This window comes from Nocardia sp. NPDC004278 (genome assembly GCF_053602975.1).
In genome coordinates this window covers 82542-97562 of record NZ_JBSGEQ010000010.1, presented here as the reverse complement: position 1 = coordinate 97562, position 15021 = coordinate 82542, and the positions used below count along the sequence as shown (strand labels likewise).

Annotated in this window: 18 protein-coding genes; 16 read left to right on the top strand and 2 right to left on the bottom strand. The window is 64.7% G+C overall.

Annotated features, from left to right (window positions below; all coding sequences use genetic code 11):
* Positions 1-25 precede the first annotated feature (25 nt).
* Together ACWEO2_RS17760 and ACWEO2_RS17755 are read right to left on the bottom strand one after the other, a co-directional pair.
* Positions 26-763: a DUF2786 domain-containing protein gene (locus tag ACWEO2_RS17760; protein WP_452406286.1), complete on the bottom strand. Its 738-nt coding sequence runs from the start codon at positions 761-763 to the stop codon at positions 26-28.
* 96 nt (positions 764-859) lie between these two features.
* Positions 860-1705: a hypothetical protein gene (locus ACWEO2_RS17755; RefSeq protein ID WP_452406285.1), complete on the bottom strand. Its 846-nt coding sequence runs from the start codon at positions 1703-1705 to the stop codon at positions 860-862.
* 625 nt (positions 1706-2330) lie between these two features.
* On the opposite strand from ACWEO2_RS17755, the gene ACWEO2_RS17750 reads away from it, so the two are divergent.
* From ACWEO2_RS17750 to ACWEO2_RS17675, 16 genes are all read left to right on the top strand, one after another.
* Positions 2331-3041, top strand: a complete 711-nt coding sequence (locus ACWEO2_RS17750; RefSeq protein WP_452406284.1) for a hypothetical protein — start codon at positions 2331-2333, stop codon at positions 3039-3041.
* Positions 3028-3414, top strand: coding sequence for a hypothetical protein (locus tag ACWEO2_RS17745; protein WP_452406283.1), 387 nt, complete (start codon positions 3028-3030; stop codon positions 3412-3414). The genes ACWEO2_RS17750 and ACWEO2_RS17745 overlap by 14 nt, the downstream gene beginning before the upstream one ends.
* A 272-nt stretch (positions 3415-3686) precedes the next feature.
* The gene (locus tag ACWEO2_RS17740) at positions 3687-4028 is read left to right on the top strand and encodes a P27 family phage terminase small subunit (RefSeq protein WP_452406282.1); all 342 of its coding nucleotides are present in this window, start codon (positions 3687-3689) and stop codon (positions 4026-4028) included.
* The gene (locus tag ACWEO2_RS17735) at positions 4004-4660 is read left to right on the top strand and encodes a helix-turn-helix domain-containing protein (protein WP_452406281.1); all 657 of its coding nucleotides are present in this window, start codon (positions 4004-4006) and stop codon (positions 4658-4660) included. Before ACWEO2_RS17740 ends, ACWEO2_RS17735 begins: the two co-directional genes overlap by 25 nt.
* Positions 4657-5964: a PBSX family phage terminase large subunit gene (locus tag ACWEO2_RS17730; protein ID WP_452406280.1), complete on the top strand. Its 1308-nt coding sequence runs from the start codon at positions 4657-4659 to the stop codon at positions 5962-5964. Before ACWEO2_RS17735 ends, ACWEO2_RS17730 begins: the two co-directional genes overlap by 4 nt.
* The gene (locus ACWEO2_RS17725; protein WP_452406279.1) at positions 5954-7525 is read left to right on the top strand and encodes a hypothetical protein; all 1572 of its coding nucleotides are present in this window, start codon (positions 5954-5956) and stop codon (positions 7523-7525) included. Before ACWEO2_RS17730 ends, ACWEO2_RS17725 begins: the two co-directional genes overlap by 11 nt.
* An 84-nt stretch (positions 7526-7609) precedes the next feature.
* Positions 7610-8272: a hypothetical protein gene (locus ACWEO2_RS17720; protein WP_452406278.1), complete on the top strand. Its 663-nt coding sequence runs from the start codon at positions 7610-7612 to the stop codon at positions 8270-8272.
* A 9-nt stretch (positions 8273-8281) separates the two neighbouring features.
* Positions 8282-9355, top strand: a complete 1074-nt coding sequence (locus tag ACWEO2_RS17715; RefSeq protein WP_452406277.1) for a P22 phage major capsid protein family protein — start codon at positions 8282-8284, stop codon at positions 9353-9355.
* Positions 9352-9756, top strand: a complete 405-nt coding sequence (locus ACWEO2_RS17710) for a hypothetical protein (protein ID WP_452406276.1) — start codon at positions 9352-9354, stop codon at positions 9754-9756. Before ACWEO2_RS17715 ends, ACWEO2_RS17710 begins: the two co-directional genes overlap by 4 nt.
* Entirely contained in the window at positions 9756-10112 is a 357-nt protein-coding gene (locus ACWEO2_RS17705; RefSeq protein WP_452406275.1) for a hypothetical protein, read from the top strand. Before ACWEO2_RS17710 ends, ACWEO2_RS17705 begins: the two co-directional genes overlap by 1 nt.
* A 19-nt stretch (positions 10113-10131) precedes the next feature.
* Positions 10132-10428, top strand: coding sequence for a hypothetical protein (locus ACWEO2_RS17700; protein ID WP_452406274.1), 297 nt, complete (start codon positions 10132-10134; stop codon positions 10426-10428).
* Positions 10428-10793 carry a phage tail termination protein gene (locus tag ACWEO2_RS17695; RefSeq protein ID WP_452406273.1) on the top strand — a complete coding sequence of 122 codons (366 nt, stop codon included), beginning with the start codon at positions 10428-10430 and terminating at the stop codon, positions 10791-10793. Before ACWEO2_RS17700 ends, ACWEO2_RS17695 begins: the two co-directional genes overlap by 1 nt.
* Positions 10794-10867: 74 nt before the next feature.
* Positions 10868-11212, top strand: coding sequence for a hypothetical protein (locus ACWEO2_RS17690; RefSeq protein WP_452406272.1), 345 nt, complete (start codon positions 10868-10870; stop codon positions 11210-11212).
* A 72-nt stretch (positions 11213-11284) separates the two neighbouring features.
* Positions 11285-12013, top strand: a complete 729-nt coding sequence (locus tag ACWEO2_RS17685) for a phage tail tube protein (protein WP_452406271.1) — start codon at positions 11285-11287, stop codon at positions 12011-12013.
* Between the two features lie 81 nt (positions 12014-12094).
* A complete protein-coding gene (locus ACWEO2_RS17680; RefSeq protein ID WP_452406270.1) occupies positions 12095-12418 on the top strand; it encodes a hypothetical protein in 324 nt (107 codons plus the stop codon).
* An 8-nt stretch (positions 12419-12426) separates the two neighbouring features.
* The gene (locus ACWEO2_RS17675) at positions 12427-12870 is read left to right on the top strand and encodes a hypothetical protein (protein WP_452406269.1); all 444 of its coding nucleotides are present in this window, start codon (positions 12427-12429) and stop codon (positions 12868-12870) included.
* The last annotated feature ends 2151 nt before the right edge of the window (positions 12871-15021 follow it).

The following is a 15021-nucleotide window of genomic DNA, read 5'->3' as shown; positions in this document are numbered from 1 at the left end:
GCGAGGCGACCGGGGACTTCGCTGGTTATGAGTCGAGGGCTCGTCGGCTTCCGCCGACGCGGGTGTGTCCGACATCGGCGGCGTTGGCGCTGCGGATACCGGCGTCGAACCCGGCACCGCTATTGCGGTGCGCGACAGCGCGTTTGACCGATTTCGGCCACTTCTTGGTGAACGCGGCCTGCGTGCGTTCCTCGTCCTCGCGGATCGCCACCTCGGCGGGCTTGCCCGCATCGCGGATCGCGTTGGCTTCGGCCTCGGCGAGCCGCTTATAGACCATGGCAGCGAACCCGTTCATGAACGACTGACGTTCACGAACGACAGCCGCGTGGTCGAACGGGTCATCCGGTACGTACTTGCTTGTCGCGGAAAGCATTTGCGGCGAGAGCAAGCTGTAGAGGAACCGTGCTCGTTCGACGTTGCGGCGCACCCCGATGATCCGCTGCACACCGCTACCGCAGTCGACGCCCCTATTGTGCAGGGCTTTGATGACCGCGGTGAGCAACAGGATGCGCTGTTCGCGGTAGCGGATCGGGAGGTCGAAGCGCACGACGATGATCTGGTTGTCGCGCGCCGACTGCCCGGTCTGCTGACCGGATGCCCGTACCCGCATTTCATCGAGGTTGTGTTTGGCCAGCAGTTCGTAGGCTTTCGCCCGGAACGTGTCGGCCTCGGCCTGGTTGTCGGTGCCGTCCGCCTTGGCGAAAAGCCCGCGCACCCGCCGCATGATCTTCTCGGTGGATATCGAATCCTGCTCGGATTCCATGGTTTTCCTCTCCCGGAGCTGATTGGATGAGTGAGGCCCGGTTTGAGGCAGCTACGAACTGCCTCAAACCGAGCCTTCGACCGGCAAGGCCGGTATCTAGGCGGCCGCGCCTTCGTCGATCACTTCTTCCTCCACGCCAGCGGCGGCGTCCTCGGTGTCGAGGCCACTGCCGCCGGGATCGGGTTCCACCGATTCCTGCTCCTGATCGCCGTCGGGGGCAGGCTCGTCCTGCGGTGGGGGTGTCGAGCCGCTGGGCAGGCCCTTGGATTCCGGGTCGATGGTGGGTTCCGGGGTAGCCGTTTCCGGCTTGTTCTCGGTGCCCTCCTCCGATGTCGGCTCGGCCGACGCTTTCCCGTTGGTCTTGCCGGTGCTCCGTTTGCCCTTGCCAGCAGGCTTGGGCGCAGCTTCGTCCTCGTCGTCGATGGGTGCGAGGACCCATTCGGCGGAGTTGCGAGCGACGTACTCTTTCAGCTGCTCGGCGGTGCGGTTCTGGAATCCGGTGCCATCGGGGCGGCTGTAGCCGCACAGCTCGGCGAGCTGCACCCACCCGATGTCGGTGCGGTGATGCCATGTCGCGGTGACGATCTTGCGGTTGCGCAGCCCCTGCCCGTCCGCATCGACGGGGGTGCCGACGACGGTGACCGTCGGCCGACCGTCGACGACCTTCTGCAAGGTCTGCGACTGCCAGCCACACAGGAACAAAGCTCCCACCAGATTCGAGTAACCCGGATCGTCGTAGAGCAGAGCCGAGCCCAGGAACGGGTCGTTCTCCTCCGGCGCGAGTCGGGTACCGCACATGGTGCAGAACGGATTCTGCTTGCCCTGCACCTGTTCCGGCGTCGGGTCGGCTTTCTTCGGCTCGGCCTTGGTGGGCTGAGCTTTGGTCGGCGCGGCCTTGGTAGGTCCGGTGCTGCGCGTGCGGGTGCTCTTGCGAGTGGACATGAATTCTCCCAGTTGAACAACAATGGCCAATAATTGGCCACAGAAACGGAAAGACAGAAATATCCTGTCTTGCATGAGTTCACACTGTGGAATTGTCAAACGGCATGCGGGAGTCACGCGAGCGGGTAAAACTGCGTGCGACTTCCCCCGTAATTTGGCATGGCTCCGCTGTCACCGGAATGCCGAATTCACCCAGAAGACGATATGAATAAGCCGTACCAATAGGCTGATTGTTGGGGCGACCCTGCCGCAAGTCAGAAGCAGGTACTCAGTGGTGAATGAAGCCTGATAAAGCACTTCCATACCCAAGAAATCACACTCACCCCTGATATGCAAGTGGCGAATTCAAATCAGTTGAAATTGCCTGATAATTGGACTGTGGAGCCTTGGAAGCACTCGGGGGTGGGCTAAGTTTCCCTGAGCTGGTTTGGGTCCTCAGAATGGCTCACAGGGCTGAATATGGGGGAGTGCTGAGGCTGTGGTGGGTGGCATCTAGCCTGCCCATTGGGTCCTACCTTTAGGGCTGCACAGGAAATCATGCACAGTGAGGATTTCATATGACATCAGGTTCACCCTGGCACAGTGCCGGCCGACCGCCTGATCTATCCAGGAGAGGGGAGCCCAGGTGATCAGCCTTCCCGGATATCCCACCTCTACCCAGCTGCTGGATGGGCTCGCCGAGGCCGGTAAGCCGGTGATCCTCAACTTCAGCCGCGGCAAGGACTCCGTCGCGGTATGGCTCGAACTCGCCGACCGCGATATCCAGGTGATCCCGATCCACAAGTCCATCGTCCCGGGCCTGGGCTTCATCCGGGCCGACCTCGACCGCTACGAGCAGCACTTCGGCACCAGAATCATCGACCTACCAGCCGACGCGTTCTGGAGGATGCTGTCCAACCTGGTGTTTCAACCACCCGAGCGATGCGCGATCATCGAGGCCGCCGACCTGTGGGTCCCCACCCGCGAGGAATGGGACCAGTTGATGCGCGAGGCATTCGCTGCCCCGGACACCTGGATCCTCGACGGTGTCCGCGCCGCCGACTCCGCGACCCGGATGCTGGCGATCAAACGGTGGGGCGCGGTCAAGCACCGCACGCGCCGCCAATCCCCGATCTGGGACTGGGAAACCAAAGAGGTGTGGGCACGCATCAAACAAGCGGGACTCGAGCTCGGCCCCGATTACCGGATGTTCAAACGGTCCCTCGACGGCATCCGCTACGACTACCTGGGCCCGATCCGCACCCGCTACCCCGACGACTACCAAACAATTCTGTCGTGGTTCCCACTCGCCGATCTCGAAATCTTCCGCGCGGAGGTCATGCATGCCGCTCCCTGACGAAGTCCTCGCCATCCTGAAAGCCGGAAAATCGAAAGTCAAAGCCTCCCGCGAAGATATCGCCGACGCGCTGCGACGCCAGCCCCACCCTGACCCACTCGCCGAGGTCCGAGATTCCTCCACCGGCAACCTCGAGGCTGATGTGAAAGCCGAACTCGACGCCCTCGGCAAGGGCTTATCCGGCGCGAGTAAGCAGTGGGCCGAGAAATTCGCCGCGATGAACGACTCCGAATTCTGGGTCGCCGTCTGCTTCCGGTCCCGCGAGCAGAAAGACGAGTTCCTTCGAAAGGCGGAGCTGGTCGAACTCGGCGACAAGTATCTCGACGGCGAAAAAGTATCCCGAATCCTCGGCATTGACCTCGACGGTCACTAGCAACAGCCAATGACCGCACGAGAGCCCCGACAGCTTTCTGTCGGGGTTTTCTTGTGCCGCAATCAATTCTCGGGAAGGAGGTAGGAAATTGAATCGCTTCGCAGCGGCAGGCCGCCGCCTCGGCACGGTGATCCGGGCCACCGGACAGCGTGCCCGCAGCCGGATCGCCGGGTCACGTGCTGCGGCCTCGACATCCGGCTCGTAACCCCGACCCTGGTGGTCCCGCCAGCCGGGGCCACCAGGGCGATATCGCACCGAGGAGGTGACCTGATATGGCTGCACCGGACTATCCGGTCATCCCGCTGCGTCACCGAACGCAACCGCTGTCGGTGTCGGCGTGGAAGACCGACCCGCCACCATGGCTCACCGAGCAGGCCCGCACCCTGTGGGAGCAGCTCGCACCTCATACGGAGCTGAATCCGGCCAATGTGGTCGAGTTCGCTTGCTATTGCGAGGCATTGGCGGAGTTCCAGGAAGCGACGGTCATCCTCGGCGAGACCGGGTTGCTGGTGATCGACGCAGCCTCCGGCGCCCCGGTACCCAACCCGATCAGCGCGGTACGCGACCGCGCCGACCGCAAGGTCGCCGCATGGGCGGCCCGGTTCCGCACCTGATGGCCCGACCAAAGAAGACCGATCCGCCCCGATCCCGCGGCGCAATGCGTGGTGGCGGAGCGCGACCGGGCAAGATCACCGCCGCCGACCGGCAACGCATCGTCGAGCTGCACGCACAAGGCAAGGGCCGCAACGAGATCGCCGACGCCCTCGGGGTCACCCGCAGCGCCATCACCTATTGGGCCCGCAAGCTCGAGCTGCGCTTCGATGAGTCCCAGACCGCAGAGGCGACCGCCGCCCGTCTCGAGCAGCTCAAACGTCGCCGCCTGGATCTGGCGGAGATGATCGAAGAACAGATACCGGCACTGCATGAACGGTTGTGGAGCCCGGTCACCACCTACGAGCGCGGCACCGATTCCCTGATCCCGGTGACATTGCCGCTACCACCGCTACGTGATGTCCGCGACGGCTACACCGCGCTGTCGCTGGCTCTGCGTAGCCTCTCGGAGTTGGTGACCAGCCAGAGCAACGACACCGTCGCAGGCGACCGTTCGATGCTGTCGGACCTGTTCGGCAAACTCAAGGCCGCCGTCGAGCAGGATCAAGCCACCGACTCGCGTACGGACGAACCCGCCGATGAGGACCTGGTCGATGTGCTGGGCGAGGATGGCGAGCTGGGGCCGCCGCGGTGAGCGTGCTCGATGAACTGCCGATCTCCCGCAAACAAGCAACGTCGATCGTGCAGGCCAGCGCCCGCTGCAACATCTGGGAGGGCGCGATCCGGAGCGGGAAGACCATCGCGTCGATTCTGTGCTGGCTGATCTTCCTGTCGAATCCACCCAGCGGCGGGCAGTTCGTGATGGTCGGGCGCACGCGGGAATCACTGGCCCGCAACGTCATCGAGCCCATGCGTGATCCCGCCCTGTTCGGGCATCTCGCGGGGCGAGTGTCCTACACCCTCGGCGCACCGACCGCGACCATCCTGGGCCGTCGCGTCTACATGCTCGGCGCCAGTGACGCCAAAGCCGAAATGTCGTTGCGTGGCCTGACGGTGGCTGGGGCCTACGTCGATGAGATCACCGTCATCCGCCCGGACTTCTTCCGCCAATTGCTCGGTCGCATGAGCCTCGATGACGCCCGCCTGTTCGGCAGTACGAATCCCGACAACCCGGTGCACTGGTTGAAACGGGAGTTCCTTGATCGCATCGGCAAGCTCGACGCTGACGGTGAGGCGTTGTTGCCGGATTGGCGGACATGGCATTTCGAGCTCGATGACAACCCGGCACTGTCGGAGAAACGCAAGCTTCAGTACAAGCGGGAGTACTCGGGCCTGTGGTATCGCCGCTTCATTCTGGGGCATTGGGTTGCCGCGGACGGCTCGGTGTTCGACTCGTGGACCGACCGGCATGTCATCGACTGGGCGGGGCTGCCGTTGATGCGGGAGCTGATCGCGATCGGTATCGACTATGGCACTACCAACCCCACCCACGCCGTGCTCCTGGGCCTCGGTGTCGACGGGGTGCTCTATGCCGTCGATGAATACCGCTATGAGCCATCAACAATGAGCCGACGCAAGACCGACGCCGAACTATCAGCCGACCTGCGGGCCTGGCGCTCCAAAGGGCATCTGCCCGACCTGCGCCAGTCCCGCATCGACACCGGACACGTCATCGTCGACCCCGCCGCCGCGTCGCTGCGGGTGCAGCTGCACGCAGACGGCATCGAGACCGCGGCCGCCGACAACGACGTCCTCTACGGGCTACGAGTGTTGGCGATGCTGTTCGCCCGCGGCCTACTTCGGGTTTCGACCCGCTGCCCGGCATTGTTGTTGGAGATCCCCGGCTACTCCTGGTCGACTACTGCCACCGAGGAAGGCCAGGACGCACCGATCAAAGTCAACGACCACGGCATCGACGCGCTGCGGTATGCGGTGATCACCACCGAGCGGTTGTGGCGTCCGTTGATCGGATTCGATGAGGTGCCCGATGCTGCCTGACGCGAATATTGCTTGGCCGCCACCGCCATTCGACCAAGCACAGAAGGCGATGGCGGTGTGGGATGCCTGGTATGCAGGTGACACCGACCGTCTCGCCGATATCTATCGGCGGTTTCCGGCGTATCGGCCCGCCCAGTTCTCCGGTGGTCTTGTCGGCCGGATCGCCCGGTTCTTCTGGGGCCGCCCCAACCCGCAAGCCACCAAGCGGCTTCATGTCCCTCTCGCCGCTGACCTCGCGCGTGGCTCGTCGAGCCTGCTGTTCTCCCAACCGCCACGGTTCGTCATCGGTGAAAACGACGCTCGTGGGGACCGCAAGACCGCCCAAGCCGGGCTGGAGCTGCTGCTCGGGGGAGCCGACACCGCCGCGACTCTGTTGGAGGCCGGCGAACTCGCCTCGGTGCTGGGTGGGGTGTATCTGCGGGCGTGGTGGGACCGGGAGATCAGCGACCGCGTGAACCTCGGGAAGATGGCCGCCGACTGCGCGGTCCCGCGCTGGCGCTACGACCGCCTGGTCGGGGTCACGTTCTGGCAGGTCATCGCCGAGGACAGCTCCAACGGTGTGGTGTGGCGGCACCTGGAACATCACGCCCCCGGCCGCATCTACCACGGCCTATATGTCGGCAGCCGAGACAAGCTCGGGAAACGCCGACCGCTGGGCGAACACCCCGACACCGCTTGGGCTGCACCGCTGGTCGATTCGGATTCTGCCATCGCCACCGGCGTCAACACATTGACCGCCTGCTACATCCCGAACGTGCGGTTCAACCGGATCTGGCGCCACACCCCAGGATTGGCGTCTCTCGGCCGTTCCGACCTCGAAGGACAAGAACCACTTCTCGACGCCCTGGACGAGACATATTCGGCGTGGATGCGCGATATCGACCTCGGCCGCAGCCGGTTGTTCGTCGACAAATCGCTCACCCAATCCCGCGGATCGGGCTCGGGCGCGGTGTTCGACTCCGAGCAGGCGATCTTTACCCCGCTGCCGGGGGCGGCGTTGGGCAGCCTCAAGGACGGCAGCCCGCCGATCATCCCGCAGCAGTTCACCATCCGCTGGCAAGAACACCGCGAAACCGCCACCGAGATCACCGAACTCGTCCTGCGAGGCGCGGGCCTGTCCGCCTCCACCTTCGGCGACGCACGCACGGCCGGACTGATCACCGCCACCGAGGTCAACTCCCGCGACAAACTCTCCGAAGCCACCCGCGACCAGAAAATCAACTACTGGAAAGCCGAACTCGCTCCGTTCGCACGCACCATCACCGAACTCGACCGCATCCACTTCGGCAGCCGCATCGACCTGAAGGCCAACCCGGAAGTGCGCTGGCCGGTGCGCGCTCAGGCGCCGCCGCTGGAAACCGCCCAGCGGCTCGCTGCTCTCAAGACCGCGGACCTGATCTCACTTGAACAGGCTGTGCGCGAACGCAACCCGAACTGGTCCGGAGACGACGTCAACGACGAAGTCACCCGCATCCGCAGCGAAATCGACGAACGCGTCCGCAATCAGGCAACTCAACCCGCCGTACCCGGCGCTGCCGCAGTAATGGATCAATCACGCTGACCCGTATCCCCCACGGCCGAATTCCTGTGCAGTCCCGACCGTTTCGGCCCCGTTGTGCCACTCCAGCCAGTGAGGAAGGAACCTATGTCCAACGATCCCGCCACGCCTGCCGAGCCGGCCGAACCACCCGCCGAACCGAGTGAACCGCCCCTGCCGCCCGAGCCCGATCCGGCCCAGCCCGCGCCGGGCGAGACCGAGGGCCAGGACCCGGTGCAACTGTCAGCGGTCATCGCGGAGTTGCGGCGCGATCTGGACAGCGCGCGCACCGGTACATCCGCCGCCGTCGAGGAAGCCGCCCAGCAGGCCCGCGACGCCATGGTGCAAGAGATCGGCCGCGCCCTCGGCCTGGTCGCCGACGAGAACACCGATCCCGAGCAAGTCATCGCCGAGCTCACCGACCGCGCCAGCGCCTCGGACCGCAGGCTGCGCGACTACCGCATCAAAGACGCCATCGCCGCAGCCGCCGACACTCATCACGGCGACCACAAACTCTTGGTCCCGTACCTGCGCGGCACCGGCAGCCTCGACGAACTCGACCCGGACGCAACCGATTTCACCACCCGAGTCGACGCACTGGTCGCCGACGCCATCACCGCCAACCCGAAACTGGCCAACACCCCCGCGGTTGCCCGCTCGGGCGGGGAGTTCAGCGCAGGCAACTCGACGCCACCTGCCGCCGCGACTGAGGACGACATCGAGGCCGTTCGCCGCAAAGTCCGCGACTCGATCGCCGACGCACGCACTTAGGAGGCAGTCGTGCCCAACATCTTCCTCACCCCCGACGTCCTGGCACGTCGCAGCTTGGCCAACCTTTACGAGCTCACCGTCATGCTCCCGTTGGTCTACCGCGATATCTCCAGCGACTTCGGCCCGCAGAAGGTCGGTAACACCGTCAACGTCAAACGGCCCCCACGGTTCGAGGCCACCACATTCGACCGTGAGCGCGGCATCGTCATCCAGGACACCACCGAATCGAAAATCCCGGTCGTTCTCGACACCATCGCCGACGTCTCGGTCGAAGTCACCAGCGAGGAACTCACCCTCGATATCGAGAACTTTGACGAACAGATCCTGCGTCCCGCCATGGAAGCGATCTCGCAGAAGGTCGATCGCGACATCCTGTCGCTGCGCAGCCAGGTCACCCAGCACTGTGGAGCCGAACCCATGGAGGCTGGCACCGGACGGATGTGGGAGAACCCGGAGAACCTGATCGAAGCTGGACGCCTGCTGGATATCAACAGTGTCCCCGCACCGGGGCGACGCGCTGTGGTCGGTCCGACTACGAAGGCCCGCTGGCTCGGCAAACCGCTGCTGCTGCATGCGGACAAGTCCGATTCCACCGCTGCGCTGCGGCAAGGCTCCATCGGGCAGCAGATCGTCGGGTTTGACACCTTCTGGACCCAGAACGTCGGCCAGCCCGCACCCAACCCGGCCCCCGGCGACCCCAGCACCGAGGTCGGGGTTGCCTTCCATTCCACCGCTTTCGCTTTCGCGTCCGCACCGATGGAATTGCCGCCGGGCGCCGACGTCTACACCGTCGAATACAAGGGCCTGTCGATGCGTGTGGCTATGGACTACGACATCCGGCACAAGACCACCGTGATCTCCGTCGACACCCTCTACGGCGTCAAATGCCTCGACCCCGCCCGTGCCGTGCTGCTCAAGGGCCCCAACGCCGCAGCAGCACCCGCGCCTGCACCGGCCCCGAACCCTAACCCCGCGCCTGAGGGTGGCAATGCACCCGACAGCAGTGCGAGCCCGGCGACCAGCAAACGGACCACCGCAGCCAAGGACGCGACCAAGCCCACTACGGCATCGGCGGCAGCGTGATGCTTGTATACGCCAGCACCGACGACCTCACCGGCCGAGTCAACCTGGTGCCCGACAACGCTGAGGCCCTGATCCGTTCTGCTTCGGTTCTCGTGCGTGACGCGACCAGCAACGACCTCTACGACATCGCGCCTTCCGGATTGCCATCGGATCCGGACCTGCGGGACGCGCTGCGTGAGGCAACCTGCCTGCAAGTTCAAGCATGGGTTACAGCCGGAATCGCCCCATCGACCGGGTCACTGCGCCCAGCAGTCGCCAGCCAATCCGCCGACGGAGGGTCGGTCACCTACAACCTGCCCGATCCCGAACGAATTCAACGCGCTGCCGAACGGCTCTGTCACGAAGCCCATCTCGTGCTGCGTAATGCGGGCCTGGCTAGTGGACGGCCACTCATCTGCTGATGACCCCACCCGACTACCCGCACGGGGTGATGCTCGAGATCTACCGGGAAGGCCAGTCCGACGCCTACGGAGACCTCCGCGACGCCGACGGGCAACTGCTGGACCGCTACGCACCCCCCAGCCACAGCATCGGCCCGTGTGCGATCAGCTGGAGCACCAGCGAGGAATACATCGACGGCGAAACCATCCAGACCGCAGCACAAGTCACCGCTCCCACTGGTTCGGATGTCCTGCCCGCCGACCGCGTCAAAGTCGACGGCCAGCCGTTTCGCATCGTCGGGGACGTGCTTCGGCCCCGCAACCCGTTCACCGGCTGGAGCCCCGGCGTGCGGTTTCGGATCGCACGCGGTTTCTGAAAGCCAGGCAGGAGGTTTCGTGGACTACGACCCCACCGGCAGCGAGTTCGAGTTGGCTATCGGCGTTGGTGAAGACACCCGGCAGATGCTGCAACAGATCGTGGAGGTCGGTGCCGATTACTGGCGGTCCCGATCGCATCGGCGCACCGGGTACAACGCCACTGCCGTGGTCGGTTATGTCGATCCGGGTGAGGGACATCAGTACGGCGTCGTCTACGCCTACAGCCACTACGCCCGCTACCGCGAAACCGGCACCCGCCACAACCGGGCTGAGCACCTGATGGCGGACTTCCTGCACATGATCGGCGTGCTCTGATGCCGAGATATCCCAACGTGCACACCGTCCTGATCACGCTACTGTCCCCGGTCGCCTCGACCGTGAAGGCGAAGCATCCTGGACAGCCGTTGCCCTACAACGTTGTCCGTCGTATCGGTGGAGCCGAGGACGGCATCACCGACCGGCCGATCGTGCGCGTCGACAATTACGCCGCCACTGACGAGCAGGCCGAAGAGATGAAAGAGGCGTGCCGCCAGGCCATCACCGAAGCGGGCGGCACCCTGGTCGGTGATGTGTTGATCGACACCGCCCGCGAGATCAGCGGTGGCCATGACACGCCAGCCCCAGATCCCAGCGACCGCAAGCAGACCGCTGTCTACCAGCTCAGTTTCCGGGCGCTGTAACTGCGCTTACCCGCCCTACCGGTTTGACCGGGTCGAGGGTGCACGTACTCCCTACCGACAAAGGAGGGACCGCCATGTCCGTATGGCACATCACGATCACCAACCAGGGTGATCACCTCGAAGAAATAAGGAGATCCGTTATGGCACAGCAGGACACCATCGACGCCTTGGCCGCCCAGCTGGACAAGGCGCGTGGCGAGATCGTCAAAGAAATTGCGCGACTGGAAGACCTGGTCGCCTCCGGTGGCGGTGAGCAGCTCGATTTCACCGTGCTCAAGCAGCGCGTTCAGTCCCTCGATGACGTGGTCGCGGAGGTGCCCGGCGGTGAAAACCCGACCGACCCGACTCAGCCGACCGAGCCGACCGAGCCCGCTCCCGAGCCTGCGCCTGCGCCTGAGACCGGCCAGACCACGGCCTAACCCCGATGCCGCGCCTCCCGCTCGAATCGAGCGGGAGGCGCGGCGCGCTAGCGGAGATAAGGAGCGAGACCGATGGCGGTAGCCACCTTCGAGCAGATCGTCAACGCGAACAAGGACCTGCTGTTCAAACCGCTCAAGGGTGCGGTGCTGATCGCGCCGATGAGTGTCGAGGTCCCGATCAAGTTCACCGCGGGCGCGGACGCCAAATTTCAGTCCCTGGAGGGGTATTCGTCGCTGGGGTTGATCGACAAGTCGGGTGGTCCGCAGTTCAAGCCGGAGCAGCAGTTGTCGGAGACCGAGAGCTGGGGCTGGCTCGAGCCGACACGTTCGGACATCGTCAAACGCGACATGAGTGTCGGGTTCACCGCCCAAGAGTTCAAACGTCCTGTGCTGGAGCTGGTTTCGGGGCGCAGCCTGGCGGATGTGCAGGCCGATGCGGTGACCAAGGAGCTGTCGTGGAACGAGCCGGTCTCGCCGGACACCATCCATTACCGGGTGATCTTCTTGTTCGTCGATGGTGTCGGTGCGCGGGAGAAGTGGGTGTTGCGGGTGATGCCGCGCGCTTCGGTGACCGAGGTCGGTCAGCAGCAATGGAACGCCGAACAGGTCGCGTCGTGGCCGGTCACGGTCAAGGCCACCGTCGATGACAAGCTCGGCTACTCGATGCGCAACGTCTTGTGCGGTCCTGGTGTCGGTGACCTGGTTATTCCGATGGGCTTCACCATCGCCACCCCGCCACCAACACCGCCGCCTACGGGCACCGCCGCCGCTGCTGGTGGTGGAGAAGGGAAGGCCGCATAAATGGCCGCATCGTCACGACGGCGCAAGCGCCGCCCCGGCACACAAACGACGTCCGCGCAGCCGAAGTCGCAGTGGTTGCAGATGCGCGACGACGCCCGCGCATCCCGCAAGCGGAAACGCAAGGCCCCCTACATGTTCGACGGAACATTGCCACCGACGCCGATCCATGAGCCCGACACCGTCTGGCAGGTGCTGACCCTGGCTGCGTTGCTGGATGGGCAGGACATGCCTGCGGGCAGGATCCGCGAACTGTTCGAGGCGCTGTGTGGGGACGGGTTCAACGCGGTGTGGGCGGTGGTCAAAGACGAACCGGCCGAGGTGATGTGGCCGCTGTTCGATGCCATCAACACCCACTTCAATTCGCTGCCCGACCCGCAGCAGGCGGGTGAGCTGCCGGGGGGCTGAGCGGCCTCGTGTACCTCATCGAGCAGCGCGGTGAGGAAATCGAGGCCGACCTGTTCGAACACGGTTGGGACCTGCTGGATTACTTCCGAGGTAGGCGGCCGTGGCCGCAACTGATCCGGCTGTTGCGGCGGTTGCCGATGTGGTCGCACTACCAATCCGCACTGCTGATGGACCCCGAACTCGGTGCACGGCGCGCCCAGCAGGAACGCGACGAGGACGCTGCGCCCCAACCGCTTTCACCGTTGCACTACGACCTGTCGGCGTTGTTGACGTTACGGCAGATCGACATCACCAAGGAACTCATCCGCGTCGTCGCCTCGGTATTCGCCGACACCCCCGCCGCACCGCTGCCGCCGGAGCCGCGCCCGACCACCGCCGAGGCCCAGGCCCGCGCCCGTGCCGACCGTGACCAGGTCCTCGATGTCCTTACCCGGTTGGGGGTTCAGGTGTAGGAAGGGCGGTGAACCTGTGGCGCAGTCCTATTCCGCGGGCTCGGCCCGCCTGAGCGTCGTCCCCGAGTTGGCGCGGGATTTCCTCACCAGTCTGCGCACCCAGCTGCAACGCATCCGCGCCACCTTCGGTGTACAAGTGATCCCGGATCTGGGCGGGTTCACCACCGAGCTGCGGACCCGACTGTCACGCATGCGCAACCTCACCGTGAAGGTGCAGGTGGAACCCGACCTGACCGGGTTCGCCGCCCGCCTGAATACCGCGCTCGCGCCGTTCCACAACCGCGTCATCCGCATCCGCATCGAGATCGACCAATCCCAACTGCTGCTGTTACTGCAACTGCTGGCGCAACTGCGCGGCGCTTCGGGACCAGCCGGGATGTCGATGGGACGCCTCGGGTCGGCGATGACCCTGGCATCGGCAGCTGCCGGTGCCCTGAAGGTGGCACTACTCGGACTGGTCCTCGGATCGCTGTTCCCGCTGGTCGCGGTTGCTGCGCAAGCCGCAGGCACTCTCGGATTATTGCCCGCTGCCGCCGCCGCAGCGGCGGCCGGGATCGCGACGATCGCGGTCGGTGTGTCCGGGGTAAAGGACGCGTTCGCCGCCGCGAAGCAGATGTCGGACACCGCGGGACAAGACGCCGAAACCCGCACGAAGGCCATAGCCGCCGCCCAGCGCAGTGAGCAACAAGCCACCAAAGCAGTCGAATCCGCTCGCAAGGCACTCAACAGCGCCTACAGCGAAGCGTCGAAACGGTTGCGGGACTTGGAGCTTCAAGCCCGCGGCGCAGCCCTCAACGAAGGCGACGCCCTGTTGTCGATCGCCGAGGCCTGCCGCGACCTCGCACAGCTGCAATCAACCGACCCCCTCGAGTATGTGCGCGCCAACAAACGCATCGCCGACGCCGAACAAAACCTCCTCGAGACACGAGCGCGGCGCGCGGACATCGACGAACAACTCGCCGACGCCCAAGCCAAAGGCATCGAGGGCAGCGACGAAGTCGTCACCGCCCGCGAACGCCTCACCGACGCCGAAACCCAACTCGCCGACGCCCGGACCGCCGTCGCGGAGGCTACCTCGCAAATATCGTCTGCTACAGAAGCGTTCGAGCGGGCGATGGCGAAGCTGTCCCCGTCCGCCCAGGATTTCGTCACCAAGATCCGCGGACTCGGCACAGCGTGGACCGGGTTCCGGATGGCGGTACAACAGCCACTATTCGACGGGCTCGGAGACTCGATCGTCCACCTCGCTGATACTCAACTAGGCCGTGTCCGTGACGGTCTGGCGGGGATCGCGACCGTGATCAACGCTGGCCTGCGTCGTGTCCTCGATGACCTGTCCACTCCGGCGACGGGGGACAAGCTCGAGAAGATCTTCGTCAACGCCGAGGCCGCGATCGGCCCGCTGATCGACGGGGTCAACGACCTCGTGCAGGGGCTGTTGTCGCTGGCTGGAGTCGGTTCGGAATTCCTACCGGATGCGAGCAAGGGCTTCGCCGACAGTATGGCGAGCTTCCGTGCGTGGGCCGAAAGTAGCGACGGGCAGCAGAAATTCCGGGACTTCCTCAAGGATTCCCTGGATGCCCTTGGGCGTATTTGGGAGCTGGCGAAATCGATCGGTAAAGCCCTTGCCGGGTTGATCACCACGGCCGAGCCGTCGGGGGAGTCGATGATCGATTCCCTGGTGCGCAACCTCGACCGGTTCTCGACCTGGCTGAACTCACCCGAGGGCCGCCAAGCGATGAAGGATTTCTGGGAAGACGTCCGCACCACCGTCACCAACCTCGCCAGCCTCGCAGTCTGGATCGGACGTGCCGCCGAGAAACTGTATGAGTTCTTGGATCTGATCCGAGACATCAGCGGCATCAACATCTTCCAGGGCGCACTGTTCACCCTGCTCGAGAAACTCAGCCAGGTGCCCGAGGCATTCGACAAGATCCACGAATGGCTCGCCGACCACCTCCCCGGCGCACTGTCGGGCGGCACATCGAGTCTCACCGGTTTCGGTGACTCCCTGGATTCCCTGCGCACCCGGGTGTCGGAAATCGTCACTGGTATCGGGGATACCTGGGACGGGCTGCGGGAGAAGATGGCCACACCCATCAACTTCGTCATCGAGCACGTCGTGAACGGCGGCTTCCGCAACGCCTGGAA

Excerpts from the sequence above, each read along its gene's own strand:
- ACWEO2_RS17760 (WP_452406286.1), bottom strand. The coding sequence starts at position 763 with ATGGAATCCGAGCAGGATTCGATATCCACCGAGAAGATCATGCGGCGG.
- ACWEO2_RS17755 (WP_452406285.1), bottom strand. The coding sequence starts at position 1,705 with ATGTCCACTCGCAAGAGCACCCGCACGCGCAGCACCGGACCTACCAAG.
- ACWEO2_RS17745 (WP_452406283.1), top strand. The coding sequence starts at position 3,028 with ATGCCGCTCCCTGACGAAGTCCTCGCCATCCTGAAAGCCGGAAAATCG.
- ACWEO2_RS17740 (WP_452406282.1), top strand. The coding sequence starts at position 3,687 with ATGGCTGCACCGGACTATCCGGTCATCCCGCTGCGTCACCGAACGCAA.
- ACWEO2_RS17735 (WP_452406281.1), top strand. The coding sequence starts at position 4,004 with ATGGGCGGCCCGGTTCCGCACCTGATGGCCCGACCAAAGAAGACCGAT.
- ACWEO2_RS17725 (WP_452406279.1), top strand. The coding sequence starts at position 5,954 with ATGCTGCCTGACGCGAATATTGCTTGGCCGCCACCGCCATTCGACCAA.
- ACWEO2_RS17720 (WP_452406278.1), top strand. The coding sequence starts at position 7,610 with ATGTCCAACGATCCCGCCACGCCTGCCGAGCCGGCCGAACCACCCGCC.
- ACWEO2_RS17705 (WP_452406275.1), top strand. The coding sequence starts at position 9,756 with ATGACCCCACCCGACTACCCGCACGGGGTGATGCTCGAGATCTACCGG.
- ACWEO2_RS17695 (WP_452406273.1), top strand. The coding sequence starts at position 10,428 with ATGCCGAGATATCCCAACGTGCACACCGTCCTGATCACGCTACTGTCC.
- ACWEO2_RS17690 (WP_452406272.1), top strand. The coding sequence starts at position 10,868 with ATGTCCGTATGGCACATCACGATCACCAACCAGGGTGATCACCTCGAA.
- ACWEO2_RS17685 (WP_452406271.1), top strand. The coding sequence starts at position 11,285 with ATGGCGGTAGCCACCTTCGAGCAGATCGTCAACGCGAACAAGGACCTG.
- ACWEO2_RS17680 (WP_452406270.1), top strand. The coding sequence starts at position 12,095 with ATGCGCGACGACGCCCGCGCATCCCGCAAGCGGAAACGCAAGGCCCCC.